The organism is Microbacterium sp. NPDC056003, assembly GCF_042274785.1.
Lineage (GTDB): Bacteria > Actinomycetota > Actinomycetes > Actinomycetales > Microbacteriaceae > Microbacterium.
This window is the reverse complement of record NZ_JBHJXQ010000002.1, coordinates 165,271-180,577: the sequence shown is the minus strand read 5'-3', so window position 1 is coordinate 180,577 and position 15,307 is coordinate 165,271. Positions and strand designations below refer to the sequence as shown.

Sequence of the window (15,307 nt, the reverse complement as noted above, 5' to 3'; positions counted from 1 at the left end):
TCGACTAGCACAGGGCCGACGTCGTCCCATCTTGAAGCATCAACGTGAGGACGGTAGGTATGGCTTCGAGCCCCCGTCGCGTCGTCTCCTCCGAGACGAGCACCCAGAACAGCGGCATGGCCGGCTTCCCTGGGAAGCAGGGCATGTACAACCCTGCCTTCGAGAAGGACGCCTGCGGGCTGGCGATGGTCGCCACGCTGCGCGGCGAGGCCGGGCACGACATCATCGACCTCGCGCTGACGGCGCTGCGCAACCTCGAGCACCGCGGTGCGATCGGCTCTGACGCCGGCACCGGCGACGGCGCGGGCATCCTCACGCAGATGCCCGACGCCTTCCTGCGCGCGGTCGTCGACTTCGAGCTGCCGCCGGTGGGGGAGTACGCGGCGGGCATGGTGTTCCTGCCCCGCGACGACGAGGCGCGCGCCGCCCAGAAGGCGGGGATCGAGCGGATCGCGGCATCCGAGAATCTCACCGTCCTCGGCTGGCGCGAGGTGCCCACGGTCGATGAGAACCTCGGCAAGCTCGCGTTCGCGGCGCGCCCCGTGTTCGAGCAGCTGTTCGTCGCACGTCCGGCCGTCGGTGAGGCGCCGGCCTTGTCGGGCATCGCGCTCGACCGGCGCACGTTCCGCCTGCGCAAACGCGCACGCACCGAGCTCGACGCCTACTTCGTGTCGCTCTCGGCGCGCACGCTCGGCTACAAGGGCATGGTCACCACGCTTCAGCTCGAGCCGTTCTACCCCGACCTGCAGGACGAGCGCTTCGCTTCGGAGCTCGCCGTCGTGCACTCGCGCTACTCGACCAACACGTTCCCGTCGTGGCCGCTCGCGCAGCCGCTGCGCATGCTCGCCCACAACGGCGAGATCAACACGGTCAACGGCAACCGCAACTGGATGCGCGCGCGCCAGTCCCAGCTCGAGTCCGAGCTGCTCGGCGACATCGATCCCCTGCTGCCGATCTGCACGGACGGCGCGAGCGACTCGGCGTCGTTCGACGAGGTGCTCGAGCTCCTGACGCTGACGGGCCGCAGCCTTCCGCACGCGATCATGATGATGGTGCCGGAGGCCTACGAGAAGCAGGCCGACATCGACCCCAAGCTGCGCTCGTTCTACGAGTACCACTCGATGCAGATGGAGCCGTGGGACGGTCCGGCCGCGCTGATCTTCACCGACGGCACGCTGGTCGGTGCGACCCTCGACCGCAACGGACTGCGCCCCGGTCGGTGGACCGAGACCACCGACGGCCTCGTCGTGATCGGCAGCGAGACGGGCGTGCTCGACTTCGCCCCCGAGCGCATCAAGCGCCGCGGGCGTCTGCGCCCGGGACGCATGTTCCTGGTCGACACCGCGCAGGGGCGCATCGTCGAGGACGACGAGATCAAGCGTCAGCTCGCCGAGCTCGAGCCCTGGCAGGAGTGGCTCGACTCGGGCCGGGTGCGCCTGGCCGAGCTTCCCGAGCGCGAGCACATCGTGCACCCCATCGCCTCCATCACGCGCCGACAGCGCACCTTCGGCTACACCGAGGAGGAAGTCAGGATCCTCCTGACCCCGATGGGTCAGACCGGCGCCGAGCCGCTCGGCGCGATGGGAAGCGACACCCCGGTGGCCGTGCTCAGCGAGCGACCGCGTCTGCTCTTCGACTACTTCACGCAGCAGTTCGCGCAGGTCACCAACCCGCCGCTCGACTCCATCCGCGAAGAGGTCGTCACCTCGTTGTCGCTGGGCCTGGGCCCGGAGCGGAACCTCCTGGAGTGGGGGCCGGGCCACACGCGCGTCGTGACGCTCGACTTCCCGGTCATCGACAACGACGAGCTCGCGAAGATCCAGCACATCGACACCGCCCTCCCGGGCCGCACATCGGTCACGATCCGCGGTCTCTACCGCGTCGAGGCCGGCCACAAGGGCATGCAGAAGCGTCTCGCGCAGATGTGCGAAGAAGTGGACCAGGCGATCGAGGACGGCGCCGAGTTCATCGTGCTGTCCGACCGCGACTCGAACAAAGATCTCGCACCCATCCCGTCGCTGCTGATGCTCGCCGCCGTGCACCACCACCTCATCCGCAACCAGACCCGCATGAAGTGCGGCCTCGTGGTCGAGGCGGGCGATGTGCGGGAAGTGCACCACGTGGCGACGCTCATCGGGTATGGAGCATCCGCCGTCAATCCGTACCTCGCGATGGAGACGGTCGAGTATCTCGTCCGAGCCGGGTACATCACGGGGATCACCCCCGAGAAGGCGGTCCGCAACCTCATCTACGCGCTCGGCAAGGGCGTGTTGAAGATCATGTCGAAGATGGGCATCTCGACCGTGTCCTCGTACGCGGGCGCGCAGGTGTTCGAGGCCGTGGGCCTCTCGCAGGAGTTCGTCGACAGGTACTTCACCGGCACCGAGACGAAGCTCGGCGGCGTCGGGCTCGACGTGATCGCGTCCGAGAACTCGGCGCGTCACGCGTACGCGTACCCGGAGGACGCCGCGGTGCGCGCGCACGAGCGGCTGTGGACCGGCGGCGAGTACCAGTGGCGGCGCGACGGCTCTCCGCACCTCTTCAACCCCGACACGGTCTTCCGGCTGCAGCATGCGACGCGGACGCGCCGCTACGACATCTTCCGCGAGTACACGAAGCTCGTCGACGACCAGGCCAACGAGCTCAAGACCCTCCGCGGACTGTTCAAGCTCAAGACGGCCGGCCGCGCGCCGGTGCCGATCGACGAGGTCGAGCCCGTGTCGTCGATCGTGAAGCGCTTCTCGACCGGAGCGATGAGCTACGGGTCGATCTCCCGTGAGGCGCACGAGACGCTCGCGATCGCGATGAACCGTCTCGGTGCCAAGTCCAACACGGGCGAGGGCGGCGAAGACGTCGATCGCCTTCTCGACCCGGAGCGCCGCAGTGCGATCAAGCAGGTCGCCTCGGGCCGGTTCGGCGTGACGAGCCTCTACCTCACCGAGGCCGACGACATCCAGATCAAGCTCGCTCAGGGCGCCAAGCCGGGCGAGGGAGGCCAGCTGCCGCCCACCAAGGTGTACCCGTGGGTGGCGCGCACGCGTCACGCGACGGCCGGCGTGGGACTGATCTCGCCGCCGCCGCACCACGACATCTACTCGATCGAGGACCTCAAGCAGCTCATCTTCGACCTCAAGCGGGCCAACCCGGGCGCGCGGGTGCACGTGAAGCTCGTGAGCCAGTCGGGCATCGGCGCGGTCGCGGCGGGCACGGCGAAGGCCCTGGCCGACGTCATCCTCGTCTCCGGCCACGACGGCGGTACGGGCGCCAGCCCGCTCAACTCGCTCAAGCACGCGGGAACGCCGTGGGAACTCGGACTCGCCGAGACGCAGCAGACGCTCATGCTCAACGGCATGCGCGACCGCGTCGTCGTGCAGGTCGACGGGCAGCTCAAGACCGGCCGCGATGTGATCATCGGAGCGCTGCTCGGCGCCGAGGAGTTCGGGTTCGCGACGGCGCCGCTCGTGGTGTCGGGCTGCATCATGATGCGCGTCTGCCACCTCGACACCTGCCCCGTCGGCGTCGCCACGCAGAACCCGGTGCTGCGCGAGCGCTTCACCGGCAAGCCGGAGTTCGTCGTCAACTTCATGGAGTTCATCGCCGAAGAGGTGCGCGAGTACCTCGCCGAGCTGGGCTTCCGCTCGCTCGACGAGGCCATCGGCCACAGCGAGCTCCTCGACATCGACGGAGCCGTCGAGCACTGGAAGGCGAGCGGCCTCGACCTGTCGCCCGTGCTGGAAGGCCCGGCGTTCGCCGAGGACGAGCCGCGCCGCAACACCACGGCTCAGCTGCACGAGATCGAGGACCACTTCGACGTGCCGCTCATCGAGCTGGCCCACGACGTCATCGAGAACGGCGGCGAGCTGACGATCGACCTCCCGATCCGCAACACCGAGCGCGCCGTCGGCACGCTGCTGGGTCACCACGTGACCCGGGCGCGCGGCGAGAACGGGCTGCCGTCGGGAAGCATCGTCGTCAACCTGACCGGCTCGGCGGGGCAGTCGTTCGGAGCGTTCATGCCCGCGGGCATCACCCTGCGGCTCGAGGGCGACTCGAACGACTACGTCGGCAAGGGTCTCTCGGGCGGACAGATCGTGGTGCGGCCTCCGCGGGGCGCCACCTTCGACGCGTCCCAGAACGTCATCGCCGGGAACGTGATCGGCTACGGTGCGACGCAGGGCACGCTGTTCCTGCGCGGAGTCGTGGGGGAGCGGTTCTTCGTCCGCAACTCCGGCGCGACCGCCGTGGTCGAGGGAGTCGGCGATCATGCGCTCGAGTACATGACGGGCGGCCTCGCCGTCATCCTGGGTGCGACGGGGCGCAACCTCGGCGCCGGCATGTCGGGCGGCACCGCCTACGTGTACCGGCTCGACCGCAAGCTGGTGAACCGGGAGGCGCTCGCGACCGGCGAGCTCGTGCTCGGCGAGCTGGGCGCCGGTGACGCCGAGATCCTGCGCGACCTGCTCGAGCAGCACGTCGCAGAGACCGAGTCGACGCTCGCGGCTGGCCTGCTGGCCGACTTCGACAACGAGCTCGACAACTTCGTCCGCGTCCTTCCCCGCGATTACGCCGCGGTGCTCGAGACGCGTCAGACGGCCGTCGCCGAGGGGCTGGACCCCGACGGCGATGTCGTCTGGAACCGCATCCTGGAGGTGACGGGTGGCTGACCCAAAGGGCTTTCTGAAGGTCACCGAGCGGGAGCTGCCGCCGCGGCGGCCCGTGCCGGTGCGCATCATGGACTGGAAAGAGGTCTACGAGCCGGGCGACACCGCCGTCCTGCGCCGACAGGCCGGTCGGTGCATGGATTGCGGCGTCCCGTTCTGCCACAAGGGCTGCCCGCTGGGCAACCTCATCCCCGAGTGGAACGACCTCACGTGGCGCGGGGAGGGCCGTTCGGCGATCGAGCGCCTGCACGCGACCAACAACTTCCCGGAGTTCACGGGCCGGTTGTGCCCGGCGCCGTGCGAGAGCTCGTGCGTGCTGGGCATCAACCAGCCGGCCGTGACGATCAAGCAGATCGAGGTCTCGATCATCGACGAGGCGTTCGCGCACGGCTGGGTCGAGCCCGAGCCGCCGGGACGCCTCACCGGCAAGACGGTCGCCGTCGTGGGCTCCGGTCCGGCCGGCCTGGCCGCGGCGCAGCAGCTCACGCGCGCGGGTCACACCGTGGCCGTGTTCGAGCGTGACGACCGCATCGGAGGGCTGCTGCGGTACGGCATCCCGGACTTCAAGATGGAGAAGAAGCACCTCGAGTCGCGGCTTCGCCAGATGCGGGACGAGGGCACGCGCTTCCGGGCGGGCGTCGAGATCGGCAAGGACATCGCGTGGAACGACCTTCGCGCGCGGTACGACGCCGTCGTCATCGCGACGGGCGCGACGATCCCGCGCGAACTGGCCATCCCCGGCCGTGATCTCGCCGGAGTGCACTTCGCCATGGAGTACCTCATCGAGTCGAACAAGGTCGTGGCGGGCGATGCGATCGCCAACCAGATCTCCGCCGAGGGCAAGCACGTCGTGGTCATCGGCGGCGGTGACACCGGCGCGGACTGCATCGGCACCGCCCACCGTCAGGGCGCGCTGAGCGTCACGAACCTGGCGATCGGCCGGCGCCCTCCGGGCGAGCGACCCGACCACCAGCCGTGGCCCATGGCGCCCACCCTCTTCGAGGTGTCGTCGGCGCACGAGGAGGGCGGCGAGCGTTCGTACCTCGCCTCCACGGTCGAGTTCCTCGGCAACGACGGCGGCGAGGTGCGTGCGCTGCGCGTTGCCGAGACCGAGTTCGTCGACGGCCGCCGTGTGCCCAAGAGCGGCTCCGAGCGCGAGATCCCGGCGGATCTGGTGCTCATCGCGATGGGCTTCACCGGTCCGGAGCGCGCCCTGCTCGAGGAGCAGCTCGGCGCCCAGTTCACCGGCCGCGGCAACGTGCACCGCGAGAACGACTACCAGACGACCGCGCCCGGAGTGTTCGTCGCGGGTGACGCCGGCCGCGGCCAGTCCCTCATCGTCTGGGCCATCGCGGAGGGCCGTGCGGCCGCCGCGAGCGTCGACTCCTACCTGATGGGCGAAACCCAGCTGCCTGCCCCTGTCCGCCCCACTGATGTCGCCATCGGCCTGCAGCCCGCGTAGGCTGGCCACGGCATTCGCCCCCGAAAACCCGGAGAAACACACGGATGAGACGCGCCAAAATCGTCGCAACCCTTGGCCCCGCCACGTCGTCCTATGAGAGCGTCCGCGCGATCATCGACGCCGGCGTGGACGTCGCCCGCTTCAATCTGAGCCACGGCGACTATTCGATCCACGACAACAACTTCGCCAATGTTCGCAAGGCCGCCGACGACGCAGGACGCGCCGTCGCCATCCTCGTCGATCTCCAGGGGCCGAAGATCCGCCTCGGCAAGTTCGAGAACGGCCCCCACGACCTCGCCGTCGGCGACATCTTCAAGATCACCGTCGACGACATCGTGGGCACCAAGGAGATCGTCTCGACGACCTTTAAGGGTCTGCCGCAGGACGTCAAGGCCGGGGACTTCCTTCTGATCGACGACGGCAAGGTCCGCGTCGAGGTCGTCGAGACCGACGGCACCGTCGTGACGACGAAGGTCATCGTGGGCGGCCCCGTCTCCAACAACAAGGGCATCAACCTGCCCGGCGTCGCGGTGAACGTGCCCGCGCTGTCCGAGAAGGATGAGGCTGACCTGCGCTGGGGCCTGCGCGCCGGAGCCGACATCATCGCGCTCTCGTTCGTGCGCGACGCGAAGGACGTCCAGCGCGTTCACGTGATCATGGCCGAAGAGGGTCGCCACGTGCCCGTGATCGCGAAGATCGAGAAGCCGCAGGCCGTCGACAACCTCGAGGAGATCATCGACGCCTTCGACGGCATCATGGTCGCGCGCGGCGATCTCGGCGTGGAGCTGCCGCTGGAGGCCGTGCCGATCGTCCAGAAGCGGGCGGTCGAGCTGTGCCGCCGCATGGCCAAGCCGGTCATCGTCGCGACGCAGATGCTCGAGTCCATGATCGAGAACCCCGTCCCGACCCGCGCCGAGACGAGCGACGTCGCCAACGCCGTCCTCGACGGCGCCGACGCGGTCATGCTCTCGGGCGAGACGAGTGTGGGCAAGTACCCGGTCGTCGTCGTGGAGACGATGGCCCGCATCGTCGAGTCGACCGAGGAGCACGGACTCGAGCGCATCCTTCCGCTCACGACCAAGCCCCGCACGCAGGGCGGCGCGATCACGCTCGCCGCGCTGGAGGTCGCCGAGTTCGTCGAGGCGAAGTACCTCTGCATCTTCACCGAGTCGGGTGACACCGCACGGCGCATGTCGCGGCTGCGCCCGCGCATCCCGATGATCGGATTCACCCCCGAGCCGTCGATCCGGCGCCGCATGGCCCTCACGTGGGGTGTCGAATCGGCGCTCGTCGAGCACGTCGCGCACACCGACCGCATGTTCATCCAGGTCGACGACTACTTCCTCTCGAGGGACCTCGCGAAGGTCGGCGACAAGGTCGTCGTGATCTCGGGTTCGCCTCCTGGGATCATCGGCTCCACCAACGACATCCGCATCCACAAGATCGGCGATGCGGTGCACGGCAAGGCGCCGATCTACCAGTCCGGCGAGTAGTCCCGGCAATCCTGCCCCGGAACGGTCGCGCTCACTATGCTGAGCGCGACCGCTCCGTTTTCCGGGCAGGAGGCCCTCGCATGGATCTGTTCTGGTGGCTGTTGTGGATCTTCTGGTTCGTCGCCTACATCTACGTGGTGATCGTCGTGATCACCGACCTCTTCCGCGACGACAAGCTGAGCGGCTGGTTCAAGGCGCTCTGGATCATCGCGCTGGTGTTCGTGCCGTTCCTGACCGCGCTGGTGTACGTCATCGCACGCGGCTCGGGCATGGCTCAGCGCGCGCGGGAGCGCTACGCGAGCGCGCCCGAGAACGACGACTACCGGCCCGCCGCGTCGACCAGTCCCTCGGAGGACATCGCCAAGGCGAAGGCTCTGCTCGACGCGGGGACGATCACGCAGGGTGAGTTCGACGCCCTCAAGAGCAAGGCGCTCGGTGGCCAGTACTTCGGCGCGTAGCCGGGGGAGGACGAGACGAACGCGGGTCGCCGGCGGGTGATCGACAGCCCGGCCTCGGGGCCCGGCACGCCTGGGATGCTGCGCGAGCCGAGTCGGCTAGCGTTGAAGAGCGCTTCTGAGATCTCGCGCGGGAGGAACCCATGACTACACGCACGCCCGAAGCCACGGTGCATATCCTGTCGAGCACCGTCGCGGAGGTCCACGTCGGCACCGACGTGGAGGAGCTCGTGGCCGCCGACAGCCGGGCGCTGCGGGACCGCGTGGTGGAGGAGATCCGGCTCCTCGCCGCATCGGCCGGTGAGCCCGCACGCGCGACCCTCGTGGAGGGCTCGTCGCGGTGGCCCTTGATCGTCCACCCCGATGGCACCTTCGCGGAGAACCTCGAGTCTGCGCCGCCGGCCGCGCCGGCGGGCGAGCCCACGATGTCCGAGCCGGCGGTTTCCGAGCCGGCGGTCCCCGTCGCCCCGGCCTTCGCCGCTGAAGCGCCGCCTGCGGCGACACCCACGGTCATGCCCACGCGCAGCACCGCGTCGTCCGTGCGCGACCACTCGAAGCCGACCGTGCAGGATCTGCTCGAGTCGCGCGACAGGGGGGACCGTCCGCGCGCGACCGAAGGGTGGCAGGGCGCCGTGCGCCGCGCCACGGGCGGCCTCGTCTCACCCGCTCCGGGCCGTGCGGAGCAGTCGCGACTCGACCGCGAGCAGCGCGTGCAACGGCGTCTCGACGCCCCGCGCACGATCGTCGTGCTCAACCCGAAGGGCGGAGCCCACAAGACCACGAGCACGCTCCTGCTCGCTGCCACCTTCGGCACCCTCCGGGGCGGCGCGACGCTCGCGTGGGACAACAACGAGACGCGCGGCACACTCGGCTGGCGCGCGCAGAACGCTCCCCACCACCGCACCGCAGTCGATCTGCTGGAGGAGCTCGAGCGCTTCGCCGATCCGGACGGCTCCGGACTGGCCACCCTCGACACGTACGTGCGCACGCAGGTCGACGCCCGGTTCGACGTTCTCGCATCCGATGAGGACGCCGCGGCGTCGTCGACGATCGACGCGGCCGCGTTCGACCGGCTGCACGCACTGCTGCGGCGCTACTACCGCCTGATGATCATCGACACCGGGAACAACATGCGCGCGTCGAACTGGATCGCGTCCGTGGCGGCGGCGGATCAGCTCGTCATCGTGTCGACCGTCCGCGAGGACACCGCCGCAAGCGCGGCCTGGCTGCTCGACGGACTCCGCGAGAAGGGGTTCGGCGAGAAGGTCGACCGTGCCGTCACGGTTCTGACGGCACCCTCCGCGAAGGCCGACCGACGCCTCGAGAGCCGGCTGACGCGCCACTTCGAGCAGGTCACATCGGGCGTCGTGATCGCTCCGTTCGATCCCTCGCTGGTCGATGGCGGACCGATCGACTTCGACTCCCTCTCACCGGCGACCCGCGACGCGTGGCTCACCGTCGCCGCCACGGTGGCCGACCGCCTCTGACACGACGACGCGACCGCCTCGAGGGGCGGTCGCAGTCCGTGCCGGTGGTGGGAGTCGAACCCACACGCCCTCGCGGGCAACCGAGTTTGAGTCGGTCGCGTCTGCCATTCCGCCACACCGGCCCGCGCGTCCTGCCGCGCGTCCGCGATTGACCATACCGTAGGATTCAATGGTGACTGAGCAGGAGCTGACCCCCGGAGCGCAGGCCTCCACCCCCCGTCGAGTCGTCGTGGCGGAGGATGAGTCGCTGATCCGACTCGATATCGTCGAGATCCTCCGAGACAACGGCTTCGACGTGGTCGGCGAGGCTGGTGACGGCGAGACCGCCGTGCAGCTCGCGACCGATCTGCGTCCCGACCTCGTGATCATGGACGTCAAGATGCCGCAGCTCGACGGCATCTCCGCCGCCGAGAAGCTCAGCAAGAACCACATCGCCCCCGTCGTGCTCCTGACCGCCTTCAGCCAGAAGGAGCTCGTCGAGCGGGCGAGCGAGGCCGGCGCCCTGGCATACGTCGTCAAGCCGTTCACCCCGAACGACCTGCTGCCTGCGATCGAGATCGCGCTGGCGCGCTACGAGCAGATCATCACGCTCGAGGCCGAGGTCGCCGACATGGTCGAGCGCTTCGAGACCCGCAAGCTCGTCGACCGTGCGAAAGGCCTGCTCAACGAGAAGATGGGCCTGTCCGAGCCCGAGGCCTTCCGCTGGATCCAGAAGGCGTCGATGGACCGTCGCCTCACGATGCAGGACGTCGCGAAGGCGATCATCGAGCAGCTCGCCCCCAAGAAGTGAGCTGATCCTCACCCAGGAGGTGCGAGAAGCGGATGCCGCGGCATCCGCTTCTTCGTCTCTGCAGGTCCTTGATCTCGATGCGCGACGTCGGGCTTCGCCCGTCGGCGCTACTCGATCCCGCGGACGTGGTTCGTGATGCGGATCGTGGAGCAGCGACGCCCCTGATCGTCGGTGACGACGACCTCGTGCACCGTGACGGTGCGGCCGAGGTGCACCGGAGTGCAGACGCCGGTGACGATGCCGGACGTCGCTGAGCGGGTGTGCGTCGCATTGATGTCGACGCCGACCGCGAGTCGTCCGGGTCCCGCATGGAGGTTCGCCGCCATCGAGCCGAGCGACTCGCCGAGCACGACGTACGCCCCGCCGTGGAGCAGGCCGACCGGCTGCGTGTTGCCCTCGACGGGCATCGTCGCGACGCACCGCTCCACCGAGAACTCGGTGAACTCGAGGCCCATCTTCTCCGCGAGGGCTCCCATGCCCCGCGCCGCCGCCCATGCGAGTCCGTCGACGTTCACGGGGGCGTTCTCGGGCATGGCTCACCTTCGGGCTGCGGCGGGTGGGGGTGTCTCCGGCCCTGACTAGGCTTGCAGGGTGACGGACTCCGCAAAGCCTACCCTTCTCGTCGTGGACGGCCATTCGCTGGCGTATCGGGCCTTCTACGCCCTTCCCGTAGACAACTTCTCGACGAAGGACGGCCAGCACACCAACGGCATCTACGGGTTCCTGGCGATGCTCATCAATCTCATCAAGGCCGAGAAGCCGACGCATCTGGCCGTGGCCTTCGACACCTCGCGCCAGTCGTTCCGCACGCGCGAGTACGCCGAGTACAAGGCGAACCGCTCCGAGACGCCGTCCGAGTTCAAGGGGCAGATTCCGATCCTGCAGGACTGCCTCGCGGCCATGAGCATCACGGTGCTCCAGAAGGAGGACTTCGAGGCCGACGACATCCTCGCCACGCTCGCGACGCAGGCCGCGGCCGAGCACTACGACGTGCTCGTCTGCTCGGGCGACCGCGACACGATCCAGCTCGTGAACGACGACATCACCCTGCTCTACCCGAACGTGCAGGGCGTCTCGCAGCTCAAGCGCTACGACCGACAGGCGGTCATCGACCGCTACGGCGTGCCGCCCGAGCAGTACCCCGACGTGGCGGCGCTCGTCGGTGAGACGAGCGACAACCTCCCCGGCGTGCCGAAGGTCGGCGAGAAGACGGCCGTCAAGTGGCTGAACCAGTTCGGCTCGCTCGACGAGCTGCTCGACAACGCCGACAAGGTGACGGGCGTCGTGGGCGGCAACCTGCGTGAGCACCTCGACGAGGTGCGCCGCAACCGCACGCTCAACCGTCTGCTGACCGACGTCGAACTGCCCGTGACGGTCGCCGACCTCGAAGTGAAGCCGATGGACGCCCAGGCCGTGCGCGACATCTTCGCCCGGCTCGAGTTCAAGACCCTCATCCCGCGCGTGGCCGAGCTCGCCGGCATCGAGCAGCAGATGGCGGCGGTGACCTCCGCGGCCGCGGTGCCCATGCCGGCGGCTGCCGAGCTCGGCGCACCCGAGCTGCTCGCGTGGCTCGAGGCCGTCGAGGGCGAAGTCGGCGTCACCGTCCTCACCGAGGGCGGCCTGCCCGCGCGCCTCGGCGTGGCGACGCTCGAGGCTGCGGCCGAGGCGACGTGGACTCCCCAGCTCGCCGAGACGATCGGCGCCTGGCTCGCCTCCGACGCACCGAAGATCTTCAGCGATGCGAAGGCGCAGGTGAAGGCGCTTCGTCGTGCCGGCCTTCGCGTAGGCGGGCTCGCATTCGACACGATCGTGGCCGGATGGCTGCTGCGCCCGAGCTTCCCCGACAAGAACCTGGCCGACCTCGTCGACCGCTACCTCGACGAGAAGCTCCCCGAGGCCGACCCGACCCAACTGGTCCCCGAGACCGAGGGCGCGACCCCGGGTCAGCTGTCGGGGTTCACGATGCGTGTGACCGACGCGCTGCGCGGCGAACTGCCCGAGAGCGTCGCGCGGGTGCTGACCGACATCGAGCTGCCCACGCTGATCACCCTCGCCGACATGGAACTGGCGGGCGTCGCCGTCTCGCACGGCACCCTGTCGACCTTCTCGGCCGAGCTGGGCGAGCGGGCCGATGCGATCGCTCAGCAGGCGTTCCAGGCGATCGGCCGCGAGGTCAACCTCGGCTCGCCCAAGCAGCTGCAGGAGGTGCTGTTCGACGAGCTGCAGCTCCCGAAGACCCGGAAGACCAAGACGGGATACTCGACGGATGCTGCGGTCCTCGCCGACCTCCAGGAGTCGAATCCGCATCCCTTCCTCGACCTGCTGCTCCAGCACCGCGAGGCCACGAAGCTGCGTCAGATCATCGAGTCGCTCGACACCGCGATCGGCGCCGACGGACGCATCCGCACGACGTACGTGCAGACCGGAAGCCAGACCGGACGGCTGTCGAGCACCGACCCGAACCTTCAGAACATCCCGGTCCGCACCGACGAGAGCCGCCGCATCCGCTCGGCATTCGAAGTGGGCGAGGGCTACGAGACGCTGCTCACAGCGGACTACTCGCAGATCGAGATGCGGATCATGGCCCACCTGTCCGAAGACCCGGGACTGATCGAGGCGTTCAACTCGGGCGAAGACCTCCACCGCTTCGTCGGCGCCCGCGTCTTCGCGGTCGACCCGTCCGACGTGACCCCGGCGATGCGCACCAAGGTGAAGGCGATGTCGTACGGGCTCGTGTACGGTCTGTCGGCGTTCGGTCTGTCCAAGCAGCTGCGCATCGAGCAGAGCGAGGCGAAGCAGCTCATGATGGAGTACTTCGCGCGCTTCGGGGCAGTGCGCGACTACCTCCGGTCGTCGGTCGAGCAGGCTCGCATCGACGGCTACACCGAGACGATCTTCGGCCGCCGTCGCCCGTTCCCCGACCTCGCGAGCCCCAACCGGGTGCTGCGTGAGAACGCCGAGCGGGCGGCCCTGAACGCTCCGATCCAGGGCAGCGCGGCCGACATCATGAAGATCGCGCTGCTCCGCATCCACGACGAGTTCATGTCGCGCGACCTTCGCTCGCGGGTGCTCATGCAGATCCACGATGAGCTCGTGGTCGAGGTGGCTCCGGGGGAGTGGGAGGTCGCCGAGCAGATCGTCCAGGACCGCATGGGAGACGCCGCCGACCTCTCGGTGCCCCTCGACGTGCAGATCGGGCGCGGGCCGAACTGGAACGAAGCCGGACACTGAGCCCCACGTTTGGCGCGTCACGCCGCGGCTCCTTAGGCTCGACTCCATGACTCAAGAAACACGCACGCCCACGCAGATCGACACGATCGCTGATGCATGGGTCGACACGCTCGCCGAGCTCGAGCCGACGCTGGCCACCTACATCGGCCGTTCGGAGTACAACGACCGGTTCGGCGACTACAGCCCGGCCGGCCAGCAGCGGCTCGTCGAAGAAGGGCGCAAGACGCTGGCAGCTCTCGCCGAGGCGACCCCGGTCGACGACATCGACGTTGTCACCCAGGAAGACCTCGCCCGCGAGATCCAGGTGGGCATCGAGCTCAACGAGGCGAACTGGCACCTGCGCGACATCAATGTGATCGCATCTCCGGCACAGGACATCCGGTCGGCTTTCGACCTCATGCCGACGGCGACCGCTGACGACTGGAGCGTCGTCGCGACGCGCCTGAAGGCCGTCCCCGGCGCCCTCGACGGCTACGTCGAGACGCTGCGCGAGGGCATCGCCCGCGGGATCGTCCCCGCACGCCGGCAGGTGACCGAGGTCGTCACGCAGATCGCGCGCTACACCGAGGACGAGGGCTTCTTCGCGACGTTCGTCGCCGAGGCCGCCCCTGAAGAGGGGCAGCTGCCCGCCTCGCTCGCGCGCGAGCTGTCCGACAGCGCGAATGCCGCGCGCGTCGCGTACGACGAGCTCGCGAGCTTCCTCAGCAGCGAGCTCAGTGCAGCGGCGTCCGATGACGACGCGGTCGGTCGTGAGCTGTACGCCCTGCACTCCCGGCGATTCCTGGGCGCGACCGTCGACCTCGACGAGACCTACGAATGGGGGGTCGAGGAGCTCGCGCGCATGGTCGCCGAGCAGGAGTCGATAGCGAACGAGATCAAGCCCGGGGCATCCGTCGAGGAAGCGGTGGCCTTCCTCGAGCAGGACGATGCTCGCAAGCTCTACGGCACCGAGGCGCTGCAGAAGTGGATGCAGGAGACCAGCGATCGCGCGGTCGCCGAGCTCGGCAAGACGCACTTCGACATCGCCGAGCCCATCCGCAAGCTCGAGTGCATGATCGCGCCGACGAAGGAAGGCGGCATCTACTACACGGGTCCGACCGACGACTTCTCCCGCCCCGGCCGCATGTGGTGGTCGGTGCCCGAGGGCGTCGAGGACTTCGACACCTGGCGCGAGCTCACCACCGTGTACCACGAGGGCGTTCCCGGTCACCACCTGCAGATCGCGCAGGCCGTGTACAACCGGGCGCAGCTCAACTCGTACCGGCGCCTGTTGGGCGGCACGTCCGGTCACGCCGAGGGCTGGGCCCTCTACGCCGAGCGTCTCATGGAGCAGCTCGGCTACCTGGACGACCCCGCCGATCGCCTCGGCATGCTCGACGGGCAGCGTATGCGCGCCGCGCGCGTCGTGCTCGACATCGGCGTGCACCTGCGCAAGCCGCGACCCGACGGCCAGGGCACGTGGGACGCCGACTTCGCGCTCGAGTTCATGCGTCACAACGTGAACATGTCCGACGAGTTCGTGAAGTTCGAGGTCAACCGCTACCTCGGCTGGCCGGGCCAGGCGCCGTCCTACAAGGTCGGTCAGCGCATCTGGGAGCAGCTGCGCGACGAGGTCGCGGAGCGCGAGGGAGCGGACTTCTCGATCAAGCGCTTCCACAAGCGCGCGCTCGACATCGGCGGCGTGGGCCTCGACACCCTGCGTTCGGCGCTGTCGCGCTGAGCCGACGT

The 15,307-nt window shown here is 68.9% G+C and carries 9 protein-coding genes and 1 tRNA gene; 8 read left to right on the top strand and 2 right to left on the bottom strand.

Features of this window, described 5'->3' with window-relative positions:
* The first annotated feature begins 59 nt into the window (after window positions 1-59).
* From gltB to ACFC1W_RS10145, 5 genes are all read left to right on the top strand, one after another.
* The gene (gene gltB, locus ACFC1W_RS10165) at window positions 60-4,664 is read left to right on the top strand and encodes a glutamate synthase large subunit (protein ID WP_375991881.1); all 4,605 of its coding nucleotides are present in this window, start codon (window positions 60-62) and stop codon (window positions 4,662-4,664) included.
* Window positions 4,657-6,123, top strand: a complete 1,467-nt coding sequence (locus tag ACFC1W_RS10160) for a glutamate synthase subunit beta (RefSeq protein WP_241110618.1) — start codon at window positions 4,657-4,659, stop codon at window positions 6,121-6,123. Before gltB ends, ACFC1W_RS10160 begins: the two co-directional genes overlap by 8 nt.
* 44 nt (window positions 6,124-6,167) lie before the next feature.
* Window positions 6,168-7,616: a pyruvate kinase gene (gene pyk / locus ACFC1W_RS10155; protein ID WP_241110617.1), complete on the top strand. Its 1,449-nt coding sequence runs from the start codon at window positions 6,168-6,170 to the stop codon at window positions 7,614-7,616.
* A gap of 80 nt (window positions 7,617-7,696) precedes the next feature.
* On the top strand, window positions 7,697-8,074 hold the full coding sequence (locus ACFC1W_RS10150; RefSeq protein ID WP_241110616.1) for an SHOCT domain-containing protein: 378 nt from the start codon (window positions 7,697-7,699) through the stop codon (window positions 8,072-8,074).
* A 140-nt stretch (window positions 8,075-8,214) separates the two neighbouring features.
* Entirely contained in the window at window positions 8,215-9,558 is a 1,344-nt protein-coding gene (locus ACFC1W_RS10145) for a MinD/ParA family protein (RefSeq protein WP_375991877.1), read from the top strand.
* A 39-nt stretch (window positions 9,559-9,597) separates the two neighbouring features.
* Here the strand turns inward: ACFC1W_RS10145 and ACFC1W_RS10140 are convergent.
* Window positions 9,598-9,680, bottom strand: a tRNA-Leu gene (locus ACFC1W_RS10140).
* Window positions 9,681-9,727: 47 nt separating this feature from the next.
* On the opposite strand from ACFC1W_RS10140, the gene ACFC1W_RS10135 reads away from it, so the two are divergent.
* Window positions 9,728-10,348 carry a response regulator gene (locus tag ACFC1W_RS10135; RefSeq protein WP_225221961.1) on the top strand — a complete coding sequence of 207 codons (621 nt, stop codon included), beginning with the start codon at window positions 9,728-9,730 and terminating at the stop codon, window positions 10,346-10,348.
* A 107-nt stretch (window positions 10,349-10,455) separates the two neighbouring features.
* Here the strand turns inward: ACFC1W_RS10135 and ACFC1W_RS10130 are convergent, their stop codons facing one another.
* Window positions 10,456-10,881 carry a hotdog fold thioesterase gene (locus ACFC1W_RS10130; RefSeq protein WP_375991873.1) on the bottom strand — a complete coding sequence of 142 codons (426 nt, stop codon included), beginning with the start codon at window positions 10,879-10,881 and terminating at the stop codon, window positions 10,456-10,458.
* A gap of 58 nt (window positions 10,882-10,939) precedes the next feature.
* Between ACFC1W_RS10130 and polA the strand changes: the two genes are divergently transcribed.
* Window positions 10,940-13,579 carry a DNA polymerase I gene (polA, locus tag ACFC1W_RS10125; protein ID WP_375991870.1) on the top strand — a complete coding sequence of 880 codons (2,640 nt, stop codon included), beginning with the start codon at window positions 10,940-10,942 and terminating at the stop codon, window positions 13,577-13,579.
* A 46-nt stretch (window positions 13,580-13,625) separates the two neighbouring features.
* Window positions 13,626-15,299: a DUF885 domain-containing protein gene (locus ACFC1W_RS10120; RefSeq protein ID WP_375991868.1), complete on the top strand. Its 1,674-nt coding sequence runs from the start codon at window positions 13,626-13,628 to the stop codon at window positions 15,297-15,299.
* The last annotated feature ends 8 nt before the right edge of the window (window positions 15,300-15,307 follow it).